Source organism: Leptospiraceae bacterium, from assembly GCA_025059995.1.
Lineage (GTDB): Bacteria > Spirochaetota > Leptospiria > Leptospirales > Leptonemataceae > SKYB61.
The window spans coordinates 459,706-483,000 of the sequence record JANXCF010000001.1; the positions used below are offsets into that span (position 1 = coordinate 459,706).

General features: G+C 34.4%; 23 protein-coding genes. 8 read left to right on the forward strand and 15 right to left on the reverse strand.

Going from position 1 to position 23,295, the window contains the following annotated elements; genetic code table 11:
- Positions 1-68: 68 nt before the first annotated feature.
- On the forward strand, positions 69-1,853 hold the full coding sequence (locus tag NZ853_02150) for a hypothetical protein (protein ID MCS7204479.1): 1,785 nt from the start codon (positions 69-71) through the stop codon (positions 1,851-1,853).
- A 66-nt stretch (positions 1,854-1,919) separates the two neighbouring features.
- On the opposite strand, the gene murA is transcribed toward NZ853_02150, so the two are convergent.
- Both murA and NZ853_02160 read right to left on the reverse strand, forming a co-directional pair.
- Entirely contained in the window at positions 1,920-3,233 is a 1,314-nt protein-coding gene (murA, locus tag NZ853_02155; protein ID MCS7204480.1) for a UDP-N-acetylglucosamine 1-carboxyvinyltransferase, read from the reverse strand.
- Positions 3,234-3,280: 47 nt separating this feature from the next.
- Positions 3,281-3,853, reverse strand: coding sequence for a tRNA (cytidine(34)-2'-O)-methyltransferase (locus NZ853_02160; GenBank protein MCS7204481.1), 573 nt, complete (start codon positions 3,851-3,853; stop codon positions 3,281-3,283).
- Between NZ853_02160 and NZ853_02165 the strand changes: the two genes are divergently transcribed.
- A complete protein-coding gene (locus tag NZ853_02165; GenBank protein MCS7204482.1) occupies positions 3,852-4,901 on the forward strand; it encodes a quinone-dependent dihydroorotate dehydrogenase in 1,050 nt (349 codons plus the stop codon). The genes NZ853_02160 and NZ853_02165 overlap by 2 nt on opposite strands.
- Positions 4,902-4,907: 6 nt before the next feature.
- On the opposite strand, the gene tatC is transcribed toward NZ853_02165, so the two are convergent.
- Positions 4,908-5,738: a twin-arginine translocase subunit TatC gene (tatC, locus tag NZ853_02170; protein MCS7204483.1), complete on the reverse strand. Its 831-nt coding sequence runs from the start codon at positions 5,736-5,738 to the stop codon at positions 4,908-4,910.
- 28 nt (positions 5,739-5,766) lie between these two features.
- Positions 5,767-6,018 carry a twin-arginine translocase TatA/TatE family subunit gene (locus tag NZ853_02175; GenBank protein ID MCS7204484.1) on the reverse strand — a complete coding sequence of 84 codons (252 nt, stop codon included), beginning with the start codon at positions 6,016-6,018 and terminating at the stop codon, positions 5,767-5,769.
- 82 nt (positions 6,019-6,100) lie between these two features.
- On the opposite strand from NZ853_02175, the gene NZ853_02180 reads away from it, so the two are divergent.
- Both NZ853_02180 and trxA read left to right on the forward strand, forming a co-directional pair.
- Positions 6,101-6,910, forward strand: coding sequence for a hypothetical protein (locus NZ853_02180; protein MCS7204485.1), 810 nt, complete (start codon positions 6,101-6,103; stop codon positions 6,908-6,910).
- A gap of 68 nt (positions 6,911-6,978) precedes the next feature.
- Positions 6,979-7,290 carry a thioredoxin gene (gene trxA / locus NZ853_02185; protein MCS7204486.1) on the forward strand — a complete coding sequence of 104 codons (312 nt, stop codon included), beginning with the start codon at positions 6,979-6,981 and terminating at the stop codon, positions 7,288-7,290.
- 36 nt (positions 7,291-7,326) lie between these two features.
- Here the strand turns inward: trxA and NZ853_02190 are convergent, their stop codons facing one another.
- Complete coding sequence (locus tag NZ853_02190; GenBank protein MCS7204487.1) at positions 7,327-7,608, reverse strand: hypothetical protein; 282 nt, start codon at positions 7,606-7,608, stop codon at positions 7,327-7,329.
- A gap of 127 nt (positions 7,609-7,735) precedes the next feature.
- Here NZ853_02190 and NZ853_02195 point away from each other — a divergent pair, with 127 nt between their 5' ends.
- Complete coding sequence (locus NZ853_02195) at positions 7,736-9,973, forward strand: cAMP/cGMP-dependent 3',5'-cyclic-AMP/GMP phosphodiesterase (protein ID MCS7204488.1); 2,238 nt, start codon at positions 7,736-7,738, stop codon at positions 9,971-9,973.
- A gap of 58 nt (positions 9,974-10,031) precedes the next feature.
- On the opposite strand, the gene NZ853_02200 is transcribed toward NZ853_02195, so the two are convergent.
- The 10 genes from NZ853_02200 to NZ853_02245 all read right to left on the reverse strand — a co-directional run bounded on the left by NZ853_02200 (position 10,032) and on the right by NZ853_02245 (position 19,444).
- Positions 10,032-11,264, reverse strand: a complete 1,233-nt coding sequence (locus tag NZ853_02200) for a hypothetical protein (protein MCS7204489.1) — start codon at positions 11,262-11,264, stop codon at positions 10,032-10,034.
- 148 nt (positions 11,265-11,412) lie between these two features.
- Positions 11,413-12,510 carry a sugar phosphate nucleotidyltransferase gene (locus tag NZ853_02205; protein ID MCS7204490.1) on the reverse strand — a complete coding sequence of 366 codons (1,098 nt, stop codon included), beginning with the start codon at positions 12,508-12,510 and terminating at the stop codon, positions 11,413-11,415.
- Between the two features lie 21 nt (positions 12,511-12,531).
- The gene (locus NZ853_02210; protein MCS7204491.1) at positions 12,532-13,488 is read right to left on the reverse strand and encodes a hypothetical protein; all 957 of its coding nucleotides are present in this window, start codon (positions 13,486-13,488) and stop codon (positions 12,532-12,534) included.
- A gap of 10 nt (positions 13,489-13,498) precedes the next feature.
- The gene (gene hfq, locus NZ853_02215) at positions 13,499-13,726 is read right to left on the reverse strand and encodes an RNA chaperone Hfq (GenBank protein MCS7204492.1); all 228 of its coding nucleotides are present in this window, start codon (positions 13,724-13,726) and stop codon (positions 13,499-13,501) included.
- A gap of 69 nt (positions 13,727-13,795) precedes the next feature.
- Positions 13,796-14,758 carry a tRNA (adenosine(37)-N6)-dimethylallyltransferase MiaA gene (miaA, locus tag NZ853_02220; GenBank protein MCS7204493.1) on the reverse strand — a complete coding sequence of 321 codons (963 nt, stop codon included), beginning with the start codon at positions 14,756-14,758 and terminating at the stop codon, positions 13,796-13,798.
- Positions 14,748-15,323, reverse strand: coding sequence for a guanylate kinase (gene gmk, locus NZ853_02225; protein ID MCS7204494.1), 576 nt, complete (start codon positions 15,321-15,323; stop codon positions 14,748-14,750). Before gmk ends, miaA begins: the two co-directional genes overlap by 11 nt.
- Positions 15,324-15,325: 2 nt before the next feature.
- Positions 15,326-16,174 (reverse strand): protein-glutamate O-methyltransferase CheR, encoded by an 849-nt coding sequence (locus NZ853_02230; GenBank protein ID MCS7204495.1) that lies wholly within the window; start codon positions 16,172-16,174, stop codon positions 15,326-15,328.
- A 2-nt stretch (positions 16,175-16,176) separates the two neighbouring features.
- Positions 16,177-17,148: a hypothetical protein gene (locus NZ853_02235; protein ID MCS7204496.1), complete on the reverse strand. Its 972-nt coding sequence runs from the start codon at positions 17,146-17,148 to the stop codon at positions 16,177-16,179.
- Between the two features lies 1 nt (position 17,149).
- Positions 17,150-17,497 (reverse strand): hypothetical protein, encoded by a 348-nt coding sequence (locus NZ853_02240; protein MCS7204497.1) that lies wholly within the window; start codon positions 17,495-17,497, stop codon positions 17,150-17,152.
- Positions 17,498-19,444: a FapA family protein gene (locus tag NZ853_02245; GenBank protein ID MCS7204498.1), complete on the reverse strand. Its 1,947-nt coding sequence runs from the start codon at positions 19,442-19,444 to the stop codon at positions 17,498-17,500.
- A 244-nt stretch (positions 19,445-19,688) separates the two neighbouring features.
- On the opposite strand from NZ853_02245, the gene NZ853_02250 reads away from it, so the two are divergent.
- From NZ853_02250 to NZ853_02260, 3 genes are all read left to right on the forward strand, one after another.
- Positions 19,689-21,515, forward strand: coding sequence for a SpoIIE family protein phosphatase (locus tag NZ853_02250; GenBank protein MCS7204499.1), 1,827 nt, complete (start codon positions 19,689-19,691; stop codon positions 21,513-21,515).
- Positions 21,487-22,839, forward strand: coding sequence for an ammonium transporter (locus NZ853_02255; GenBank protein ID MCS7204500.1), 1,353 nt, complete (start codon positions 21,487-21,489; stop codon positions 22,837-22,839). The genes NZ853_02250 and NZ853_02255 overlap by 29 nt, the downstream gene beginning before the upstream one ends.
- A 55-nt stretch (positions 22,840-22,894) precedes the next feature.
- Positions 22,895-23,295 (forward strand): SDR family oxidoreductase (locus NZ853_02260; GenBank protein ID MCS7204501.1); only part of this gene is annotated, 401 nt, incomplete at its 3' end.

The following is a 23,295-nucleotide window of genomic DNA, read 5'->3' on the forward strand; positions in this document are numbered from 1 at the left end:
CAAATAAAGTAAATTTTATTTTTTCTATTTGAATTGAAAACTATCAAATACATAGAATTTTCACTACCATGGATTTGTCATCGATTTTGCTTTTTGAAGTCAGTTGGGAAGTTTGTCGACAAATTGGTGGTATTTATCGGGTCATTCGAACAAAAGCTCCTGTGATGAAGCAACTATTTGGAACCAATTATTGTTTGATCGGTCCCGATTTTTTTGAACAATCCAATTTGGAATTCGAAGAAATGGCACCTTATGGAGTTTATCAAAAGGCTTTGGAGAAATATTGGTCGCTTGGATTCCGAGCTCGTTTCGGTAAGTGGTTGATTACAGGTAGTCCAAATGTGATATTGATTGATTATCTTTCCCAGTTTCATCGCATCCAAGAATACAAATATTACTTTTGGGTCGATCATGGTATCGAAACTCCTGATGAAATGTGGGTGAATGATTCTGTTTTGTTTGGATACCAAGTTGCAACCTTAATAGAAATGTTTGCTAACGTCATAAATGAAGAAGGGAATTCTCTTCAATTGATTACTCATTTTCATGAATGGAATGTAGGTTCAACAATCCCTATTTTAAGGAAAAGGCAAGTTAAAACTAAAATCGTTTTTACAACCCATGCAACCCTATTAGCAAGATACATTGCCCCTACTGTAGATAATATTTACGAATACATGAAGTATATTGATCCTTACGAAGAAGCTCGAAGACTAAATATCTTTTCCCAATATTTGATAGAGAGAGCTTCGGCTTATGGTGCGGATGTTTTTACCACAGTAAGCGATATCACAGCAGAAGAAACAAAATACTTACTCCATAAAAGTGTCCATTTAGTAACTCCCAATGGTTTAAACATCCAAAAGTTTGTCGTTGCCCATGAACACCAGAATTTACATGGCTTGTTCAAAGCCAAGATTCATGATTTCATAACTGGTTATTTCTTTCCTTACTACACGTTTGATTTGGATAAAACCCTTTATATCTTTATTTCTGGTCGCTATGAGTTTCGCAACAAAGGAATTGACATGTTCATTGATGCTCTACCGATTCTCAATGAGAAAATTCAAAAGAATCAATTGTCTGTTACAGTGGTTGCTTTCATTATTACCAAGGCTGCGACCTTGGGTTATCGCTATGAAGTTTTACAGAATCGGTTTATCTTCGAAGAACTACAAAATGCCACAATGAGAATCTCTCAAAATATTCCTCAAAGACTTCTACAGCAACTTGTGGAAGCTCCTAACATACAACCCCAACAACTACTCACGGAGTCAGAATTAGTTTATCTCAAAAGAATTTATTACTCATGGAAAAGAAAAGGACTTCCTTCAGTTGTAACACACGAAATGGTGCATCCAAACGATATCATCCTCAATTACATTTACAAAAATCAATTATTCAATCAAAAAGAATTAGCAGTGAAGGTAGTATATCATCCTGATTTTATCTCTGAATTTGGATCCATCATCAAAATTGATTATATGGATTTTATCCGAGGAACTCATTTAGGAGTGTTTCCAAGTTATTATGAACCTTGGGGATATACACCGATGGAATGCACTGCCGCAGGGATTCCTTCTATTTCATCCGATTGGACTGGCTTTTCTTCGTTTTTGCAGGAACAACTACCCAATCATGATGAGTATGGGATTTTTATCTTGCCAAGAAAAAGTCTTTCTTATTGGGATAGCGTTCATTTGTTAGCTGACAAAATCTATTCTGTGATTTCGATGAGTAGACGCGAACGAATAGAACTTCGCAACAAAGTAGAAAGTGTTAGTAGCATTTTCGATTGGAGTAATTTAATTAAATACTACCTACAAGCATATAAACTTGCTTTGTCGAAGTGAAGGATGAAATGTGATTGTTTTAGATAAAATAGAAATCGGAGAACAACGAGTTATAAACAATCGTAATTAGATTTCTTTTCGTTGGATTTTGGCTCCTAAGGCTTGGAGGCGTTTTTCGATTCGACTGAAACCTCGATCAATCTGGTGAACATTTTGAATGATGGATTCTCCATCAGCACATAAAGTAGCAATCAGCATAGCCATGCCAGCTCGAATATCTGGGGATGATACAATACTTCCTTGCAGGGGAGTAGGTCCAATCACGACTGCTCGATGTGGATCGCACAACACAATCCTTGCTCCCATGGAAATCAACCTGTCAGTAAAGAAAAGCCGGGATTCAAAGAGTTTTTCGTGAATCAAAATCGTTCCTTCGCACTGGGTAGCAGTAACCAACGCCACAGAAGTCATATCAGCAGGAAATCCTGGCCATGGTGCTGACTCTATTTTGGGGATGGCACCACCAATGTCCATTTCAATCTTCAATGTTTGATCAGGAGGCACAATCAAAATCTCCTGGTTTTGACGTTTTTCCGAACGGGTCAAGATACCTAAGCGAGAAAACATCATGCGAATCATTCGTAAGTTAGCTAAGTCTGGGTCTTCAATGATGAGTTCTCCTTTGGTAACCGCCGCAAGTGAGATCAGACTTCCCACTTCCAAATAATCGGGTCCGATCTTATGGTGCGTTCCCCTTAGTTTTGATACTCCTGTAATTTTGAGGATGTTGGATCCTATTCCTTCAATCTTCGCTCCCATTGAATTCAAAAAGTGGCATAGGTTTTGTACGTGAGGTTCGGATGCTGCGTTTCGTATAATGGTTTCTCCTTCCGCAAATACTGCTGCACATATAGCATTTTCTGTTGCTGTGACGGAAGCTTCATCCAGTAGAATGTCAGCTCCGCGTAATTTTTCGGCTTTGATTTCGAAGCCATCGGGAAAGATCTTTACTTCAGCACCCAAGGCACGAAAAGCTAAGATGTGGGTATCAAGACGTCTTCTTCCGATACGGTCACCTCCGGGTCTGGGTAAAAACACTTCTCTGTTTCGAGCAAGAAGTGGTCCAGCTAAGGTCACGGAACCTCTGAGTAAAGAACTCAAATCTTTGGGGATTTCGCTTTTGATGTTTCCATCAGCTCTTATCATTACTTTTGATGTATCTTCAGGATCTAAGAATGAAACTTCTAAACCAATATTTCGCAAGATGGCTATCATTTGACGAACATCTTCTATGTCAGGCAGGTTTTCAATATAGACGGGTTCATTCGTCAAAATGGATGCGGCTAAGATGGGCAGAGCTTCGTTTTTGTTTCCTTGCGGTTTGAAGATCCCTGAGATAGGATTTCCACCTTTGACTACAAAGATTTCATTTTTTGCCATTGCCATAGATTATGAGTAAAAAAAAGAAGGAGTTATTCAAGTAAAGATTAACTTAATGTGATTTCGTCCAACGTTAGAACTAAGTTTTTGAATTGATTTTGGCGATGGGCCTCATAAATCAAGATAGAAACTGCGTTTGCTAAATTTAACGAACGGCATCGCTTCGAAACCGGAATCCGAAGTAGGTTTTCAGGGCATTCCTCTCTGATTTTTTTGTGTAAGAATTCAGGCAGTCCTTCGGTTTCACTTCCAAAAACAAAAATTTGATCTTCTTTGTAAGAGAAATCTGTATAGACTCTTTTTCCAAAACGTGATAAAAAAGCTATATCCTTGAGGGACTTTTGATTTTGTTTTAAGTACTCTTCGAAGTGGAACCAGTCTTCATACATTGTGATGGAAACTTCTTTGTAGTAGTCCAATCCAGCCCTACGCAATGAAGCATCATCCATTGAAAACGCTGGTTTTCCTACGATGCTTAGACTGGCATTTGTACAAGCACAAAGACGAATGATATTTCCTGTATTTTGAGGTATCTTTGGCTCATACAAAACAATTTCCATGTGAACAAAAAATAGGATTTTGCTATCAAAGAAAGAAAAAAAAGATGGTAAGGAATTCATGTATTTTTTGGTTAGACAACTACTTTTTCAAAAAGATCCAGAACAAGCTCACGATTATGTTGTTTCAATCTTGAAGAAACAAAAAAATGTAACACAAAAATTTTCGTTTTTGTTTCGACATTCTTCGGAAAATCTAAAAAGAACTGTTTGGGGTATGGAGTTTCCTAATCCTTTGGGATTAGCTGGCGGTTTTGATAAAACAGGAGAACTTTACGAGGTTCTATCTTATCTGGGATTTGGTTTTATTGAATGTGGAACTTTTACCCCCCTTCCTCAAGAAGGAAATCCCAAGCCGAGATTGTTTCGTTATCCCAAGTATGGTGCGATTGTAAATCGCATGGGATTTAATAATCCTGGTGTTGATGCAGCAAGCAGAACTTTTCAGCTCCAACGAAAAACCATCCCTCGAGGAATAAGCATCGGAAAAAACAAAACCACTCCCAATGAAAGGGCGATGGAAGATTACCTTTTGGCATTTGAAAAACTTCACCCTTTTGCCGATTATATTGCTATCAACGTTAGTTCTCCAAACACGCCACAACTAAGAGACCTTCAACAATCCAAAGAATTACTGGATTTCGTTAAGTTGCTAAAAGACAAGTCGAAAACCCAAAAACAAGTTCCTATTTTGATCAAGCTATCGCCCGATCTTGATAATAAAATGTTTTTTTCTTTATTGGAAGTGTATCTTGATGCAGGAGTTGATGGTATCATACTTACAAACACAACAACGAGAAAATTCAATCAATATCAGATTCACGAGGAGGGAGGGATTTCGGGACTGCCATTAAAAATTATCGCTACAGACATGATCAAAAAAGCCTATAAGTTTACTTCTGGGAAGATTCCCATTATTGGAGTTGGGGGTATTTTTGATGGAAAGGATGCTTTAGAAAAAATCATGGCGGGAGCAAGCTTGATTCAAATCTATACGGGCTTGGTCTATCGAGGACCTTTTCTCCCAAAAAAAATCTTGAGCTTTTTAGACAACTTTCTTGAAAAAGAAAATACCACGTTAAACGAAATTACAGGAATCAACGCAAAGTAGTTTGTTTTAGTATCGTTTTCTTCGTAGCTCAAAGAGCCAGACAATCCCTACCGACACCCCATAAAGAAGAAGCAAAGGGAAAGCCATCACAAACATACTGAAAGGATCCGGCGGTGTGATGAATGCTGAGAAGAAAAAGATGGAAACCACAATAAATTTCCAAGCCTTTTTATGCCATTCCAAAGTTAAAATCTCCAGAAAACCCAAAAGAATCACAACTAAGGGGAGTTGAAAAGTAGCACCAGTCCCAATTAACAGAAAAAACAAAAAACTATAGTATTTTTCAATTGAGGTTTGAGGTACCGTCTCTGCGGGAAGAAAAAGTTGGAACATCATCCTAAGGCTCAACGGGAATAAGTACTTCCAGGCAAACCAAACCCCCAACCAAAAAAGAAAAGCCGAAGAAATCACAACCGTATAACCGATGGTTGCAGCTCTTTGTGAAACAGCAGGTGTAATAAAACCCCACATGATTGCGAGACTAATGGGAAGGGCAATGATAAAACCCAAAATCAAAGACAATTTAAAATAAATTTCCAGTGGACCATAGACGGTTCCTAAGATAAGGGGTTCATTCGAATATTCTCTATAAGGTTGAACCAAAATAGAATGAATATAAGGACTAAAAATACCAACAAAGATAGATGCCGCTAACCAAACCCCAATGATAGCAAAAATCCGTTTTCGTAGTTCTTCTAAGTGATCCCCGATCGTCATGTATTTCTCTCGGGGATCAAGGATTTCTTCTTCGTCTTGAGATTCTTGGTCCTTTTCTTCGGGTATTACCTTTGTTGCTTTTTGAGTTTTGACAACTTTTCTTTTTGATTTTTTATTCATTGGATCTCATCTTGAGGTTTCAGTGAAATTACGCTTTTTTCTTGCGTTGAACGGTTTTTTTTGCTTTAGGAGTTTGTGGTTCTTCTTCGTAAGTGAGTTGTTGGGGAGAGTTGTTGGGTTCTTCGGTACTACTGATACTTTTTCGGAATTCTTTGATACCTAATCCGATGTCTCTTGCTAATTGGGGGATTTTTCTACCGCCAAAGATAAGTAGAACAATAATTAGTATGATGATTAGTTCAGTGCCACCTATACTTCCGATAAATAACAAAGTTTTCATAACAACCATGATATTTTTTTTTTTATAACTATCAAGAACTAAAAAAAGTTTCTTTTTCATATTAGACCAAATACTTTGTATTATGGCTATCTTGAAAAAAGACAAAGAAGAGTTTAAAGAAAGCTCAAAGAAATACAAAGAGAAGATTTCAGAGATAGACAAAGAAAAGAAGATGCTGCAATCGATGTTGAAAAAAAATGCTGAGTTGGATCCTTATATAAAAATCAAAATAGCAGTCTTGGGTATCCAAAAAGCTTCCATCAATGCAGAAATATCAATTCTATCACAAGTCATTCAAAACATACGTGGGGATGATTATATTTCAAATGCGAGAAAGGAAATCTATGGGATTTTAATGGATTTTCTTGCTGAAAAAGACATTGATTTTGATTCAGGGTTTACTGATAATCAAGAATTTTTACAAAAAATTTCTGAAATGAATCCTCTGCAAAGATATCATTTCCTCAAAGCTCTTTATGAAATTACTAACAAGATTTATGAATTAGAGTTGAATGGAAAATACCGTTGGTCATTTCCGGAAATTTATCAGAAATTGTCATTGGTAATTTTTAAATTTTTGGACTTCAAACTATATGAAAGAGCAAAAAATCCCGATGTTCCCTATCATGATGCTATTCATTCTCACATGGAACTTTTAATTGATGTTTTGCAAAAATCTGCTTTTGAATACCGATCGAAATATGAGCTTGTTGCTCAAGATTTGGACTCCTTACAAAATTTAAGAAAAATCTTGGAACTTCTTAAGAAAATTTATAATTTTATCGGCGACAAAGCAGAAGAACAACGAACAGGATATGCACTCGAATCCACAATAGAGAAAATTGAATCTATCTTACAGAAAGATAAGAAAACAAAAGAGAAAAAAAAGTAATTGCTTTAAACTCAAATTAAATTTAAATGAATAAATATCACTTCTTTTTGTTTATGTTGAGGTAAAGTATGGCAGTAAAAGAAATCACGGATAATAACTTCACTCAAGAGACATCTAATGGGATTGTGATTGTGGATTTTTGGGCTGAATGGTGTGGACCTTGTAGGATTGTCTCTCCTATCTTAGAAGAATTATCTCGAGAACTAACAAATATGCAATTCAAAAAAATCAATGTTGATGAAAATCCTTATGTGGCTCAAAGTTTGGGAATTACTGCAATCCCAACGATAGTTATATACAAAGACGGAAGGCTAGTTGATCGCATCATAGGAGCTCTTCCTAAGGAACAAATAAAAAGAATTTTACTTAGGCACGTATAACTCACCAATAGCGCTTCATAAGGAAGCGCTGTACTTCTAAAAATCAAACAATCTTAATTCGAGTTTATGTTTGTGGTTGAGAACCTCGTTAGTTTCAACTTCCACTTGAAGTCCTCGCAGTAGTAGTATTACATCAAGTTCTTTCAAATCTACTTGATGTCTATGCCCAAAGGTTTCACTTGTCTCGAAGCTTCTTTTCCCTTGTAGAAGTTCTTCTTTGGTAATCAACACTTCATGCGTATGATCGTTGGAAGGAAATACAATTGCTTGAACCAAAGGGAAGCTTTGATTTTCAGATGCACAAGAAGAAAAACTCATAATGACTAAGAAAAATATTCCTGAAAATGGGAATCTTGTCATATTTAAAATAAATTGATGATGTTTAAAAACTTCAACAAAAAATATTTGATTCTTTAATAAATTCTTTTTTAATGTGCTTATAATTATGGCAGAGATTGAAACTCTAAAAGATATTCAAACAAAGATAAAAGATGCAAAAAGCGGTTTGGAAAAAGCCTTACGTATAGAATTGCCAAGAGGTGGATATCTTGTCCAAACATCTGTCGGATACATTCAAATTGGGATACCACCCGAAACTATTAAAGATACCATGATGCTTCCTCTGGGGACACCTCAAATTTTCGTCATAGCAGATCAAATGTTTCATGTTGAAAAAGGAATTTCCCTTGCGGAATTAGAATTCCCTATTTATTACAATCATTTCCTTCGACAAAAAAAGACCTATATCATTGGAACTGCGGATCAATGCAGACGACTCAAAATTGCCCTTTCTGAGTCTTTATTCGGACCAGAGAAACTCAATATTGAAGCTGAGTACATTGATGGTGCAAATAATAAGTTTTTCCCCAACCTCAAGGCAGAAATAGATTACTTTCGTGGGAATAGAAAATTCGAAGATTTAGTGAAATTTTTAGTCTTTAAAAAAGAAAACAACTATACGGTTCGATTAAATAAAGTCTATATCAAATTAGAACAGGACTATTTTCTTATAAGTGATAAAGAATGGGGTGAAGACACGGAAGTTCCAAAAAAGATAACTTACTCAATATTATATGATGTAGGAACGCCGTCGGAAGGTCCTTATGAACCTCCCATCTTTGGTATCACTTGTCTTGGTCCTAGTCATGGTTTTGATCCTGAAGCGAATACCTCAGGTTTTATCATCTGGCTAAACCACAAAGGCATAATGGTAGATCCACCAGTTAATTCTACTGAGTGGCTTCGAAAATCCAATGTAAACCCAAAACTGATTGATACCATTATTCTAACTCATTGTCATGCAGATCACGACGCGGGAACTTTTCAGAAAATCTTAGAAGAAGGAAAAATCACAATCTATACAACCTCAACTATCTTGGATTCATTTTTAAGAAAATATTCTGCCTTGACTAACATTGAAACAAGTAAACTTCTTGAGCTATTTAACTTTGTTCCTGTGATTATTGGAAAAACCTATAACATACATGATGCCTTGTTTTACTTTAAATATGCCTTCCATTCTATCCCCTCTTTGGGTTTTGGTTTTGAATTTCAGGGAAAGACTTTTTACTACACCTCAGATCATTTGAATACCTACCCCGAAGTGTACGACAAACTAAGAGATGAAGGTATCCTAACACCTGGACGTTGCGAAGAGTTAAAAAAATTTCCCTGGGAAACAGACATCATCTATCACGAAGCTGGTATTCCCCCCTTACATACAAGAATAGATTTTTTGAATAGCTTACCACCAGAAATCCAGAAAAAAATAACTGTTTATCACATAGCAAAAAAAGATTTTCCTATGAATACCCATCTAAGATATGCACAACAAGGTATCACCAATACTCATGTTATTGAAATCTCACCTCATAAATATCAAGAAACTTTACAGATTTTGGATGCGTTAACCAATATTTCCATCTTTAAAAATTTCCCCCTTATAAAAGCGAGAGAATTTTTGACAATTGTTGAAAAAGTAAAATTCGAAAGGGGTCAAAAAATAATTGAAAAGGGTAGTGAAGGGAATGAATTCTTTATCATTCTTTCGGGGTTTGTGAAAGTTGAAGGTATAGATCAAAGTCCCGTTGATGATGGAAATAAAAAGTTCGAGAAAGTTTATGGAACTTATGAATACTTTGGAGAAGCAGCATTAGTTTTGAATCAAAAACGTAGTGCAGATGTGGTTGCAGAAAGTGATGTAATTGCTCTAAAAATCACAAAAGACAAATTCTTATCTTTCATTCGTGATAGTGGTTTAGAAGAAAAATTCCAAAAACTAAACAAAACCCGAGCAACTGGGAGCTGGGAAGTTCTGATGAAAAGTAATGTATTTAAGCATTTGACATCTTCTCAAAAGACCCTCTTAGAATTCATATTAGAAGAAAAACAAAGTCTTCCTGGGCAATACCTCATACGAAGAGGACAAGTATTTGAGCATGTTTACATCATAAAGAAAGGGATAGTAAAAGTTATCGATGAAGACGGAAAAGAAAAAATGAAATTAGGAATTGGGGATTTCTGTGGTGAAATTTTTAATTTCTTACAGGAACTACCATCAAATTTCGATTTCGTTTCTGAAGAAGCTTGTGATCTTTATGCAATTTCTCGTAAAGATATGATGGAATATATCCAAGATAATCCTGGTGTCTATATGAGATTATACAAACTTTATAAAGAATGACGAGATATTGAAAATTTTTTTGCTTATTTTAAGCAGCTAAAATTCATTAAATAAAACATCATCGATATGCGTAAATGAGATTGGACATTCGACTGACTTTTCTTTGTGTATATCCAAAATCAAAAGGAAGTTGCTTGATTGGAGTTTTTTGATAATCTTGATACAAATCATTTTGAAATGGATTTATTGTTCCTTTCAAATTTGTAGGTTCTTTGTATTGCCCGAACAAATAGATGTTAGTGTAAAAATTTTTAATATACTCATAGGGAATGCCAGAATCATCTTGAATGATCATAGAGAAAGTTTCACGCAAATAAAAATTCACTTTACGATACGAAGGAAAGTGAAACAAATACACAGCTGATTTAAGGAATAGCCCCCTTTCAGGAAACGACAGAAAAAACTTAGAAATTTCCGAATCCATCTGAAAATCTTCTGGCTTTAGTTTTTGAGAAATATAATACAAAGTTCTTCTTCGAGATTGAGAATCAAAAGTATGATACACAATCATAGGAGTTTCACATTGATTCATCGAGAATTTTAAGCATTGTGATTTTACATCTTGGATTTTCCAATCGAAGTAGCCAATAAAAAAAAGAAATATAGGAAGGGTCCCAGAAAAAGAAATATTTTTTTGATTCTCCAAGTATTCCTTCATCACTCTTGAATATAAATACCCTGCTTGGGTTAGGTTGGCTAAAATTTGTTGAAGGGAAAATATCCCATATTTTAAATCTTTTTCTGAATATTGTCTTTGTAAAAGACCGGGATTTTCTAAAGAAACAAAAATATAATTCTCAGCCTCAGGATAAAAAATCACCAAATGAAAAACGTCGGACCCACTTAATAAATAGAAGGCATTAGGGATTTCTTTGGTTTTTTTGAGATGAACTTCATGCCATGTTCGGATAAGGGTTTCTCTTGATCTTAGGGTTTTTACGTAAAACTGAAGATTTCGTTGATACTCTTTGTACCAATCTTTTTGTGTGTAGGTTTGGAGTGATTCATCTAAAATCTCTGTTTTCGAAATCAAGAAGTTCTTTAGATTTTCCCAGTAGGGATCAACTACTATATCAGCAATTTCTTTTTTTTGGACTAATGCTATGGTAGGAAATTCTTCTTTCTTTTGAGGTTGAGAACAAGAAATCAAAATCAAAAAACTCAAAAAGAACCAGCGATAATTAACAGAAAACAGAAAGTTTAGAAAAGTTGTTATTTTTAAAAGTTTGATTTGTAAAACTTCAAGTCTATTGTTATCAAGATTTGTCTTTTCTTTTGCGATCAACATCATGATGGGGATTTTTTTAAAAGATTATCTCAATTTCTTCTTGTGGCGATTTTGACGGCGCTTTTTCTTTCTTTTGTGGGTTCGAATTTTTCTCCTTTTTCTTTTCTTACCCGATGGCATCTTCAGCTCCTAATTATTAAAGTCCAAAAATTCATTTTATAAAAGGATGTAAAGTAGGATTTTGTTTTATCTCTTTTATCAAGTTTTTGATATCTGACAAACGATCCTTTTTGGCTACGAAAAGAACCTTTTCTGTCTCTACAATCACTACATTTTCCATACCCAAGAAAGCTATGAACTTAGGTGTTTCCACAGAAACGATGTTATTATGAGAATCAAACATGAGGTGATGTGCTTTTTTTGGCAGTAAAAGAATATTTTGTTTATCGTCTGTTTTGTCTTTGTCATTTTGATAGATGCGTTCTAAAGAAAGCCAAGAACCAACATCATCCCAAACAAAACTTGACTCTACTACTGCCACATCTTTGGCTTTTTCCATGATAGCTATGTCAATTGGTAATTCCGGTATTGACTCAAAAGCCTTTTGTAATTTCGATGCTGATTTGTATCCTTCTCGTATTGGTTGAAGGATTTCTCCTGCATATTGTTCAAAAGCTTCGATGATTTTTTTCCCCTTCCAAATGAAAATTCCTGAGTTCCAATAAAATCCCTTTTTCACGTATTCTAAGGCTTTTGAGATTTCGGGTTTTTCATGAAATTTCGTTACATAATACCCAAGCTCCTGTATGGAATTCCCTTTTTGTATATAACCATAGCCAATTTCGGGTCTTGTTGGAATTATTCCACAGGTTACCAAATAATTTTGTTTAGCAAGTTCTATGGCTTTTTGGATGGTTTTTTTGAATTCATTTAAAGGATAGATGTAGTGATCGGCACTCAAAACAACATGCACTCTATCAGGATACTTTTCTTCTAAAATCAATGAAGATAATGCCACAATGGGAGCTGTGTTTTTCCCAAAAGGTTCTACAATAAATTGTTTATCTTTTAACCCCAATTCTTTTTGTATTGCTTTTTTGAGTTCTTTATTACAACCAATAAAAACAAGTTCTTTTTCCGTTAGTGAGTAAGCTCTTTGTAAGGTTTCTTCTAATAGGGTTTTGTGGGAGTATATTTTTTGTAATTGTTTCGGTTTGGACTCCGTGGATTTGGGCCAAAACCTTTCTCCTTTTCCCCCTGCCATGATGACAACTATCGGCAACTCAGATTTTGAGTTATGTTTCTTCATAGTATACCTCTTGAATTTGGGTTATGGTGGTGTTTTGTCGATAAATTGCTGTTCTTTTTTGGGTGTATTAGGAGGTTGCTTTTCTTGTTGTTTTTTGGTGATAACTTCACTCATGATTGAGGTAGTAGTGGATTCATTCCAAAATCCATCAGAAGGAAGAAACACAAATTGAGTTTGGTTTGATATTCTTTCAATTTTTAGATAGTCTTTGATCTCAGGATATTTTCTTATAAGTTCTGCAATCTGTTGTAGTTTTTCTTTCTCTAATTCGAATAGGATTCTTTGGGATTCCTTTTTGATTTTCGCTTCATCGATGATGGCACTACGTTCTAATTTCTTCTCTAAATAACGATTACTCTGTTGCAATATAAAGTTGTATTCTTCAATTCGAGGAACGTAAATGTCTTGGATAAAGACCTTTTTGAAGTAAATCCCATCTTGTTCAAATGCTCGATTAAGGAGTTCTAATAAGTTTTCATGGACGAAGGATTCGATAATATTCTCTCCATTGGGTATGTTCCTTTCAATGTCTAAATTTTCCTTCATGATGCGAAACCATAAATCTTGAATGCGAATCTTTAAATAAGAGTCTAAAGAATTCCAGTCTTTGTTTTCTAATTTTACAAACAAATCAGGAAGTTTATTGGGATCCAAATCATAGAGGTAATTCAAATCAATTTGAACAGAAAAAGAATCATCCAAGCCTAAGATTTCTTTCGGCGGTAAAGGATAAACAAAACGAAACTCTAGAACCTTAGATTTGACGTAAATGGGATGAAGGATGATTCGATTCGGAATGATCCTACGAAAAACAAATGAAAAACTTTCTGGTGGAATAATTTTACGTTCTATCCCCCAGATGGTATCTTCAATCAAGATTGCCTGTCCATAGCCCGTTTTAATAAAGGTTTGATGTCCAACAAAAATTGCTAATCCCAACAAAAAAAGCCAAAAAATCCTTAGTCTAAAAAAATTCATCCAACATGTTTTATTCTACAGAGATAGAAGAAGGTATGATAATAGTGGAAATGGCGTGTTTGTACAAAAGGCTTTTTTTCCCTTCACTTTCAATAACTAATGTAAAATTATCAAAACTAATGACTTTTCCTTTGAGGGGGACACCATTCATTAAATAAAAAGTCAACTCATCTCCTATTTCTTTTGCTTTGTTTAAAACGTAGTCTTGTATGTTGTTTTTTTCTGTTTTATCACTCATAATATTCCTTTTTTGAGTTTGGATTTAAACTGAAGAATTTTTTATCGTTTTGTAGTAGTCAATTCTCTTTTAGGAATTCAGCTCAATATACTTGAGGAATTCAATGGCTTGTTCATAGTTTACGTGTTTTAATGTATTTTCTTTTCGAAACCATGTGATTTGCTTTTTTCCATATCGTTTGTGGGCATGGTAGATCAGTTCTTGAATTATGGGATAAAATCTTTCCTCGTTAATTTCATGAGAGTACTTTTTGTAGAGCTCATAAGCTTCTTTGTAGCCGGGAGTATTGATGGCAGGAGCCTCTGGAAAGTTCTCAAAGAGTTCTAGTGCTTCTTTTATGAAGCCTTCATTGACCATTTTTTCTGCTCTTTGTTTTAGTCTTTGATGCCATTCTGAAGTATCGGGGAAGTAAATGATTCCTTCAAATTTCCATTGATTTTGATGGGATTGACTTTTTCTTTTTTGGTAATGTTGTTGAAGAGTCATGCCTGTTAGAAAATACAATTCCAAACTTCGTTGGATTCGATAATCATCGTTTTGATGGATTTTCCCTTCTCGAGGTATCTCAGAATTAGAAACAAACGATTCTGGATCAATTTTTTGTAAAAGATTTCGCTTTTCTTCAGGGGTGTAATTACTTAAATATTTTCGTATTTCGATTTTTTTTTCTTCGTCTTCATCGAGAAGAAACATACCCGTTCGAAGGGCTTTAAAATAAAATCCAGTTCCACCGCAAAGAAGAGGAATTCGATTTCTCATCCAGATTTGTGGTATCAATTCATGAGCTTTTTTGACAAACTCACCCGCACTAAATGTTTTCCTGGGTGATAAAATCTGAACCAGATGATGAGGAATCTTTGCTAAGACTTCTTTGGAGGGTGCTGCCGTTCCAATAGAAAGACTCTGATATACTTGTCGAGAATCAACAGAAATTACTTCAAATTTCGTTTCTTTGTTGTTTAGGAATTTGAAGATAAGATCAGTTTTACCTACGCCTGTTGGTCCCAAGAAAACATAGATTTTACGATTCATTCAAAATGAATTCTTTTTTTAAAATGCTTTGGATTTCTTGAAGGCAAATTTCTAAATCATCATTGATGACGATATAGTCATATTCTTTTGCAGCTTCTATTTCTTTTTTTCCTTCTTGTATGCGGATTTGGATTTCTTCTTCGGATTCCGTATTCCGAGAACGCAAACGTTTTAACCACACCTCTTCACTCGGTGGCATGAGAAATATCGATAAAGTCTTCGAAGAAAACTTTTTCTTTACAGTCCTCATACCTTGATAATCAATATTAAGAATCAAAACACGATTTTGTTTTTTTGCATTTTCTAATTCAAAAATGGGAACACCATAATAATTTTGATGAACTTTAGCAAATTCAATAAACTTTTCTTCTTTGATGTAATTTTGGAATTCCTCTTCAGAAATAAAATAATAATCTTTTCCATGAATTTCTTTGTGTCTTGGTTTTCGTGTAGTTGCTGTAATGGCTAAGTGAAATCTCTCAGGATGTCGCTTTAAGATTTCTCTTATGATTGTCGTTTTTCCCCCACCTGATACAGAAGAAATAATCAAAATCTCTTTTTTCATAATCAAACCTCTTTTTTGTAAATAGTTCCATAATCAGTATGAATAACTTTAAAAGGAGTTTCTAAAATTTGTAAACTCTCTGCATGTCCAATAATTAAATACCCATTGGGTAGCAATCGCTGATAGAATTCATTTGCTAAAATCTGTTGTTCTTTTTTTTGAAAATATATCATCACGTTTCTACAGAAAATCACGTGAATATTCATGATGGTGGAATGAAACAAGTTTTCGACTTTAAAGATCACTTTACTTTTTAAGTCCTCTCGAATGCAATGTATCTCTGGATCCTCAGGATGAGGACGAAAATATCGCTTCAGAATATGAGGAGGAACTTTTTCTATTTTTCTTCCAGAATAACAACCTTGCTTGGCAAATTCTATGACTTTTTGAGAAATATCCGTTGCATAAACTTCAAAATTAAAAAAACCCAATTCCTTCATGGCTTCAATTGACTCAATGACGATGTTATATGGTTCCTCACCCGTAGAACAACCTGCCGACCATACTTTAATTTTTGTGTTGTGATATAATTTTAAAAGATCAGGTAAAATGATTTTCTTATAAGCTTCGAAATTTTGAATAGACCTCCAAAAATAAGACTCATTCGTTGTAATCACCTCCAAAAAGTGAATCATTTCACTAGCAGATTTATCGCTTTTTGTTAGGTATTGGTAATATTCATCATAATCAAATATTTTGAGCTCTCGAAGACGCTTTCGGATTCGATTCGAAAGTAGAGTGATTTTATGTTCTTTAAGATGAATCCCTGCAACTTCTAAAATCAGTTTAGAAAATTTTTGAAATTGTTCTTCCGACATGTCAGGGATTTCAATGAAGAAAGAATCTTGCATTTTCATCTGTTTTTTTCTTTGAATTTAGAAATCAATTGAATTTCCGATATGGGAAAGTTTGTGATTTTTTGGATTTCTTCTTCAAGAAAGCCTATCTCTAATAATTTTTTTATGAATTTGATTTGCTCGTCTTTTTGTTTCTTTTCTGAAAATAATTTTTTTGCTTCTAAGATTATAATTTCTTTTGGGTCTTTTGTTTCTGGTTGTTGGTTTACAATCTTTTTTTCGCTTTGAGTAATTTCTTTTATTTGGGCATGTTCAAAAGAATTGGAAAGGTTTATTTCTTTTTGTTTTTGGTGAATATTTGTGATGTTATGAATGTGGTGACGTTTTTCGTATTCTTCGATTGTTAAAATTTCATTCTGTTTGTTGGATTGTATTTCTTCCTTTGATGGTATAGGTGATGGTATAGGGATTTCAGGAAGGTTTAAAACTCTACGGGCAAAGCCACCTATCTTTTCGAATAGACTTTTCTTCGAATTTCGTAGTTCCATCATTTCCTGCTGATTTTGATGAGAGAATTGGGTAGTTTTGCGAAATGAGAAATCAATTTTATCTTGTTGGTTGGATTCTTCTATGAGTCTTTCGAAAAACGCTTGTTGTTTGTTTTCTTCTTGTTTTGTGTCTTCATGAAATGAAAAATTTTGTATTTGTTGATTTTCTGGATTAATTGGTTTTTCTTCTATGACTTCTTGGACTTCTTGCCTTTTTCTTCTTTTTTTACTTTGATTTTGTTGCTCCCATTCATCTATCTTTTGTTTGACTTCCAAAATTTTTAAATAAACTTTATGAATATTTTCATGTTTTTGCTTCACAGCTTCCAAGGTGTAGTTTACATACTGGATGGTGTCTTTTAAGTTATCATATAACGTCTTGGGAATAGTAAATTCTTTTTGAGTATTTTTGATTATGCGCTTATGAATTTCGTTGTAAAGCACGTATATAACAAAAGCTGTTATGATGTAGATTTCCATTTTATGCCTCTAAATCAATCTGGGTTCCTATGTTTTCGTAATTTCTCGGAAATGACCTTCTTACAGGACTAACGGGAGAGTAATAAATCTTTGAGGTTTCGCTACCTTTTTCTGGATTTTTTTCTCTTGTGTATATCTCTTTTGGATTTCGCTCATAGGGATTCATCTTGTTTTCTGTGATAGAAGAGTTCATGGCAACAACTACTTGATCTCTAGCTACATTCGTATTTTTAGCTTCAATTAGATTTTGTAGTTCTTTGTATGTTTGAATAGCCTGTTGGGAATAACGTTCATAAGATACATTTTGTATGTTTCCAATGGAAAGTTGGTAATCGATAATTCTCATCATTTACTTTTTGATTTTTTTTACGAATTTCTTCTCAATGATTTTTCCATCATCATACAAAAACTCAACAGAGTACCTTTCATCAATCACAGTATAGCTGGCATCCTTGATTCTAATGATCACATTAGGATAAACATTTCTTTCAACTACGACTCTTCCTTCCTCTGCTAAAGAATTCATTTCTTCTTCTACTTCTGCTTTTTCATTTTTTAGAGACTCAATTTCTTTTTGTAGGGTTTCTACTTCAGCTGTGATTTCTGCTAATTTTTTTCTTTGTTCTGCTAAAAAGGATTCTGCGTCTTCTTTTTTTCTTGTTTCTAAGGTTTGTTTTTCTTTCTTGAGCTTTTCTAACCTCTCTGTTTTTTGCTTTAGGATTTGGGAAATTTCTTCAAATTTTTTTAGTAAATGTGGGTCATAGCCAACAACAATTTCAGTTTTGACGTTAGCCTTGTTTCCTAACATTTTAGCTCGAACTTCTTTCTTAGCACGAATCACCCCTCCAACTATTTGAGCTCTCCTTCCTTGGCAGATCACTCTTTCTCCTGCTTCAACTGTAGAGTTGATGATACCATCATCACATATTACATCAACATTAGCAAAAACATAACTATTTTGGATATACCTTGCAATCACCGAGCCACCAGTGGAAACAATTTTACCTTCATCTTGTCCAGAAATTCCCCCTTTTACGATGATGTTTCCTTCTGCCTCGACAAGGGATTTTTGGATATTGTTCATAATTTCGATATTTCCTCCTGCTTTTACGGAATGATTATCCAACACAGAACCAATAACCGTCACAGAACCCAAGAATTCAATATTACCTGTTTTAGGACCTACATCCCCCAAGACACGGTGAACTGGTTCTACTGAAATTCGGTTACCTATCACAATTACCTGTCCATTGATTTCAGACTTAAGATACCTTCCATCTTCTGAAAGGACTGTGTTTTTTCCCGGTTTGATTTCTATGTCTTTGCCATCCCTTGCAGGTAAGATACGATTAAATAAGGTTCTACCGGGAGTTCCTTTTTCGGCTGGGATTTTCTCTGCAAGGATTTGTCCAGGAACTACATTTTCTATCAATTGTAAATTTTTAAAATCCACTCTTCCATGTTCATCTTCTTGGAGTTCGATCTCTTTTCTGACTTTGACTTTGTATTCAATCCTTGCGTCTTTTCCGTGTTTTGGTGGTATTCCTTCTGCTGCCAAGATGTCTTCCATGTAGCGTTCTTCGTCTAAAGCTTTCCGAATTTCTTCTTCTTTGAACCCAACCACAACTCCTTTGGATTTTAATGCATTTACGATATCTTCTACTTTTAGGTCTCTTCCTCCTCGTTTAGGAGGAGTTATCTTCACAAATGCTTTCATCTCATCTTTACTAATTTCAACTCTACAAATAGAATCATTTTCTGGAATTGGAGTAAAATCTGCTACTTTTACTGGTTCTCCTTTTGCCTCTTTTACTACTTTTTCGATTTTTTTTATATCAAAAACTTCTACTCCTCTTTGCTGCAATCGATGAACGCATTCTTGTGTTATAACAGGTTTTCCTTTACCTTTTGGAGGAAATACCGTCAAAAAGACTCCTTCTTTGTAGAGCCTAATTGTAAAGCTACCATCCACATCTTTAGGTTGGATAAATTTATCTAATTCTGGACTTAGCAATTTATCACCAAGACCTAACTTTTGGGAAAATTCCTCCAATTCACTGTAAGGATTGTAAGCTTCGTTAATCGAAACCAAAATCCGAAATGGAATCTTTTTAAAAAAAGATTTCCTTCCGCGTTCTAATATTTCATAATCTAGTTGAGCAATATCTACGTTCAGAAACTCTGACGCTTTTTTTAGACACTCCGAAATGGAATACCCAACTACTACTACTTTGTTTTCGATTTTCTTTTTTTGTTCTTCATCAATATCTAATAACATCTTCTTCAGAGGATCCATCTAAACTCTAATTTAATTACACGTTCTAAAATTTCAATTTTTTTATTCATCAAATTAAATTATTGAAGAAACGAATTTGTCTTATATTCTTTATGTTAGCTAATCACAAATCAAAGGTCGCTCTTTTCACACGTCAAGAAAAACTTATTTTTACTTTTTTTTGAAAAAATACTCATTTTGCTTATTTTAAAAGCATTTTTTTTATTTCCACAAGTATAGGCATTGAGATTGCTTCGTTTTTGGTATGATTGAATTGAAATATGGGAAACGGAAAGTTTTGAATTATCGTGGTTCAAGAATTGTAGTAGGTGGATTAACTGCACAAAATAAGATTGATATTTTGCTATACATTAGCAAAGAACTTGCAACATCAAACGATGAAATAACTCTTTATAACAAAGTACTAAACTTGATTACAGAAATTTTTGAACCTGATAATAGCACGCTACGAATTTTCGATGGTCAATATTTAAATCCCGTTGCTTTTTTAAATGAAAATACAGGTAAACGTAGACCATTACTTCCCGGAGAAGGTTTTTCAGGTGCAGTATTTTTGGAAGGAAAATCCAAGCTTATTTTAGATCTAAAATTCCACCCTGAATTTTTGGATCGGTTTGAAACAACTCGTTGTGTGCTTTGCGCTCCCATATCTCATAACGAGGAAAAATTAGGAACTATTTCCATTGAAAAGACAATCCCTCATTTCTATCGACACGAAGATCTAGAAATTCTCGAAGCTATGGCATCTCAAATTGCATTAGCCTTAATCAAAGTGAGATTGATTAAAAAAATCATAGAAGAAAAGCAAAGAATTCAAAAGATTCAAAATCAATTAGAATGGGATCTCAAAATGGGAAGAACTGTTCAAGAACAAATCATTAATACTCAAATTAAACCATGGAATTCAGTTTATTTTCACATCCACTATACTCCTATGGTTGAAGTTAGTGGAGATTATTTTCATATTCACAGAACAAAAGAACATGTGACAATTTTCATTGCTGATGTTAGTGGTCATGGAGTTCCTGCGGCATTAGTAACAATTTCTATTCATCATTACTTAAAAAATTGTTTAGAGCGCGGATTAGGGCTTATTGAAACTATCGAAGAATTACAAACATACATAGCACCAATATTGCCAGAAGGTGTTTACTTTACAGCTCAGATTATTCGTATTTATTCAGATCATACATATAGCTATGTAAATGCAGGGCATCCAAAATTTTTGCATTTTTCTTACGAGAAAAAAGAATTTTATGAACGAGACACTACAGGTATACCATTAGGGTTTTCTTTTAAATTTCATAAAAACCAATATGAAGAATTTGTTAACGAATTAAAACCAGGAGATTTCTTGATCCTATTTACTGATGGTATCATAGAACAACGAAACCCATCGGAAGAAGAAGTAGGATTACCTCGATTAAAGAGTTGGTTTTTAGAAGCAATACAAAACAAAGAGCACAACAAAGATTCTGATGGTAGAAATGTTCTGACTTTTATCATGAATCAATGGAATGACTTTGTTCGTCATCATCGGAAAACCGATGATAGAACCCTTATTTTGATTGAATACTTAAACAACTTCGAAGAAATCAAATCCCTTCAGAAAAAAGCCTTCGAGTTTTACAAAAGAAAAGATTATTCTCAAGCGGAAGTTATTGCGAAAACGGTTTTTGATATGGATCCAAGTTATGGAAATAATTTATTAGTTTTAACCAAATTATCGATTATTAGAAAAGATTGGGAAAAAGTCATCGAGTATTCTTCTCGATATATCCAACATACTGGTGATCAAAACCCAGATATATATTTTTATTTAGGTATTGGCTATTTTTACAACAAAAACTTTACCGATGCAAAAAAAACCTTGAAAAAAATCATTACCTTACGACCAGAATTTTATCGAGCATATATAATTTTGTCTTTATGTTACATCAAAGAAAAGCATTTCTTCAAAGCCAAAAAAATCCTACAAAATGCCCTAAAGATTTTCCCCAATGATGATAAAATCACAAAATTCCTGAAAAAGGTAGAAAGTTATGAAAAAGCGACAGCTTCTTTTTATTAGTAGCCTGATTTTTGTATTTCTTCCTCAAACAATCTTTTCACAAGATGAAAATTTTCAGATTATCGAAACGTTTCGAAAAGAAACTGATCTGTTATGGCTCATTATTGGAGCTTTTTTAGTATTTTTTATGCAACCTGGTTTTGCTCTCGTAGAAGCTGGCTTTGTTCGAGCAAAAAATACTGTGAATATTTTAATGAAAAATCTATCTGATTTTATGATTAGTTCTATTTTATTTTTTATTATTGGGTTTTCATTAATGTTTGGTGAACACATACTTCCAGGCATAGGATTAGGGATGCCTGAGTTTGCCAATTCACTTTTATATACAGATGGGCAGCCTGATGCCTATAAATTTGGCTTTTTCTTTTTTCAACTCGTATTTGCGGGAACCTCAGCAACAATCGTATCTGGCGCTATTGCAGAAAGAACAAAATTCAAAGCGTATTTGATCTTTTCTGCTATCAGTTCTGGTTTGATTTATCCTGTTTATGGTTCATTGGTTTGGTCTCACCTATTCAATCAAGAAAATGTAGGTATATTAGCAAAATATGGTTTTACGGATTTCGCTGGCTCCACAGTAGTTCACTCATTAGGTGGGTGGATGGGATTAGCTGGAAGTATTATTGTCGGACCTCGGAAGGGAAAATATGTAGAGGGTGGTATACAACCGATATTAGGCCATAACTTAAGTTTATCAATGCTTGGCATGTTTATTCTATGGTTTGGCTGGTTTGGGTTCAATCCAGCAAGCACTGCAACAATTCGAGATGGTAGTTTTGCTATCGTTGCCGTTACGACTAATATCGCAGCGGCAGCTGGTGGTCTTGGATCATTGCTTTTGTCATGGTATTTATTTCATCGACCAGATGCAAGTATGGTAATTAATGGTGTTTTAAGTGGACTTGTTGCTATAACGGCAGGTTGTTATAACGTGAACGTATTCGGAGCCATGATTATTGGTTTTTTTGCAGGAATTATCGTAGTAATTTCGGTGATTTTACTTGATCACCTTCGTATTGATGATCCAGTAGGTGCAGTTTCCGTCCACGGAACTGCAGGTGCATGGGGTACTATTGCCGTAGGGTTATTTGCAGATCCGAAATTTGGTGACAAGAAAGCTGGGCTTCTTTATGGCGGTGGCTTTGATTTACTCTTCATCCAAACCATTGGTGTGATAGTGGCATTTGTCTGGGCTTTTAGTGTTTCCCTCCTGGTTTTTTATCTTTTACGAAAAACTAACCAGCTAAGAGTCGATGAATACGAAGAAATTGAGGGTCTTGATATCATCGAACATGGTAATCAAGCTTATAACTTGAATGATTAATGATTTAAAATAAATTTTATGTTGTTTTCTGAAGCAGAACATTTTTTTCATAAGAATGAAATACGTCCTGATTACCGGAGCAACAGGGACTATCGGAAAAGCGATCTGTGAAATACTAATCAAAAAACAATTTACCATCATAGCCCATGGTCGTAATCCACAGAAACTCAAAGCTTTAAAAGAACATTTGGAAAAAACGTATTCTTCACAGGTAATTACAGTTCAATTTGATTTACGAACTAAGTCCTCAATTCTTTCAGGTTTAGAGATACTTATGAAAACACATAAATTGAATATTGATGTACTTATTAACAACGCTTCTGAAACACCAAAGAAAAAAATTCTCACGGAAGAAGGTTTAGAATGCCAATTTGCTGTCAACATTCTTGGATATCATAGGATGATTCAATACCTTCAAAAATATATGCCTCCGGGTAGTCGTATTATAAATGTAGC

Excerpts from the sequence above, each read along its gene's own strand:
- NZ853_02150 (MCS7204479.1), top strand. The coding sequence starts at position 69 with ATGGATTTGTCATCGATTTTGCTTTTTGAAGTCAGTTGGGAAGTTTGT.
- murA (MCS7204480.1), bottom strand. The coding sequence starts at position 3,233 with ATGGCAAAAAATGAAATCTTTGTAGTCAAAGGTGGAAATCCTATCTCA.
- NZ853_02165 (MCS7204482.1), top strand. The coding sequence starts at position 3,852 with ATGTATTTTTTGGTTAGACAACTACTTTTTCAAAAAGATCCAGAACAA.
- NZ853_02160 (MCS7204481.1), bottom strand. The coding sequence starts at position 3,853 with ATGAATTCCTTACCATCTTTTTTTTCTTTCTTTGATAGCAAAATCCTA.
- tatC (MCS7204483.1), bottom strand. The coding sequence starts at position 5,738 with ATGAATAAAAAATCAAAAAGAAAAGTTGTCAAAACTCAAAAAGCAACA.
- NZ853_02175 (MCS7204484.1), bottom strand. The coding sequence starts at position 6,018 with ATGAAAACTTTGTTATTTATCGGAAGTATAGGTGGCACTGAACTAATC.
- NZ853_02180 (MCS7204485.1), top strand. The coding sequence starts at position 6,101 with ATGGCTATCTTGAAAAAAGACAAAGAAGAGTTTAAAGAAAGCTCAAAG.
- trxA (MCS7204486.1), top strand. The coding sequence starts at position 6,979 with ATGGCAGTAAAAGAAATCACGGATAATAACTTCACTCAAGAGACATCT.
- NZ853_02190 (MCS7204487.1), bottom strand. The coding sequence starts at position 7,608 with ATGAGTTTTTCTTCTTGTGCATCTGAAAATCAAAGCTTCCCTTTGGTT.
- NZ853_02195 (MCS7204488.1), top strand. The coding sequence starts at position 7,736 with ATGGCAGAGATTGAAACTCTAAAAGATATTCAAACAAAGATAAAAGAT.
- NZ853_02200 (MCS7204489.1), bottom strand. The coding sequence starts at position 11,264 with ATGATGTTGATCGCAAAAGAAAAGACAAATCTTGATAACAATAGACTT.
- NZ853_02205 (MCS7204490.1), bottom strand. The coding sequence starts at position 12,510 with ATGAAGAAACATAACTCAAAATCTGAGTTGCCGATAGTTGTCATCATG.
- NZ853_02210 (MCS7204491.1), bottom strand. The coding sequence starts at position 13,488 with ATGAATTTTTTTAGACTAAGGATTTTTTGGCTTTTTTTGTTGGGATTA.
- hfq (MCS7204492.1), bottom strand. The coding sequence starts at position 13,726 with ATGAGTGATAAAACAGAAAAAAACAACATACAAGACTACGTTTTAAAC.
- miaA (MCS7204493.1), bottom strand. The coding sequence starts at position 14,758 with ATGAATCGTAAAATCTATGTTTTCTTGGGACCAACAGGCGTAGGTAAA.
- gmk (MCS7204494.1), bottom strand. The coding sequence starts at position 15,323 with ATGAAAAAAGAGATTTTGATTATTTCTTCTGTATCAGGTGGGGGAAAA.
- NZ853_02230 (MCS7204495.1), bottom strand. The coding sequence starts at position 16,174 with ATGCAAGATTCTTTCTTCATTGAAATCCCTGACATGTCGGAAGAACAA.
- NZ853_02235 (MCS7204496.1), bottom strand. The coding sequence starts at position 17,148 with ATGGAAATCTACATCATAACAGCTTTTGTTATATACGTGCTTTACAAC.
- NZ853_02240 (MCS7204497.1), bottom strand. The coding sequence starts at position 17,497 with ATGATGAGAATTATCGATTACCAACTTTCCATTGGAAACATACAAAAT.
- NZ853_02245 (MCS7204498.1), bottom strand. The coding sequence starts at position 19,444 with ATGGATCCTCTGAAGAAGATGTTATTAGATATTGATGAAGAACAAAAA.
- NZ853_02250 (MCS7204499.1), top strand. The coding sequence starts at position 19,689 with ATGATTGAATTGAAATATGGGAAACGGAAAGTTTTGAATTATCGTGGT.
- NZ853_02255 (MCS7204500.1), top strand. The coding sequence starts at position 21,487 with ATGAAAAAGCGACAGCTTCTTTTTATTAGTAGCCTGATTTTTGTATTT.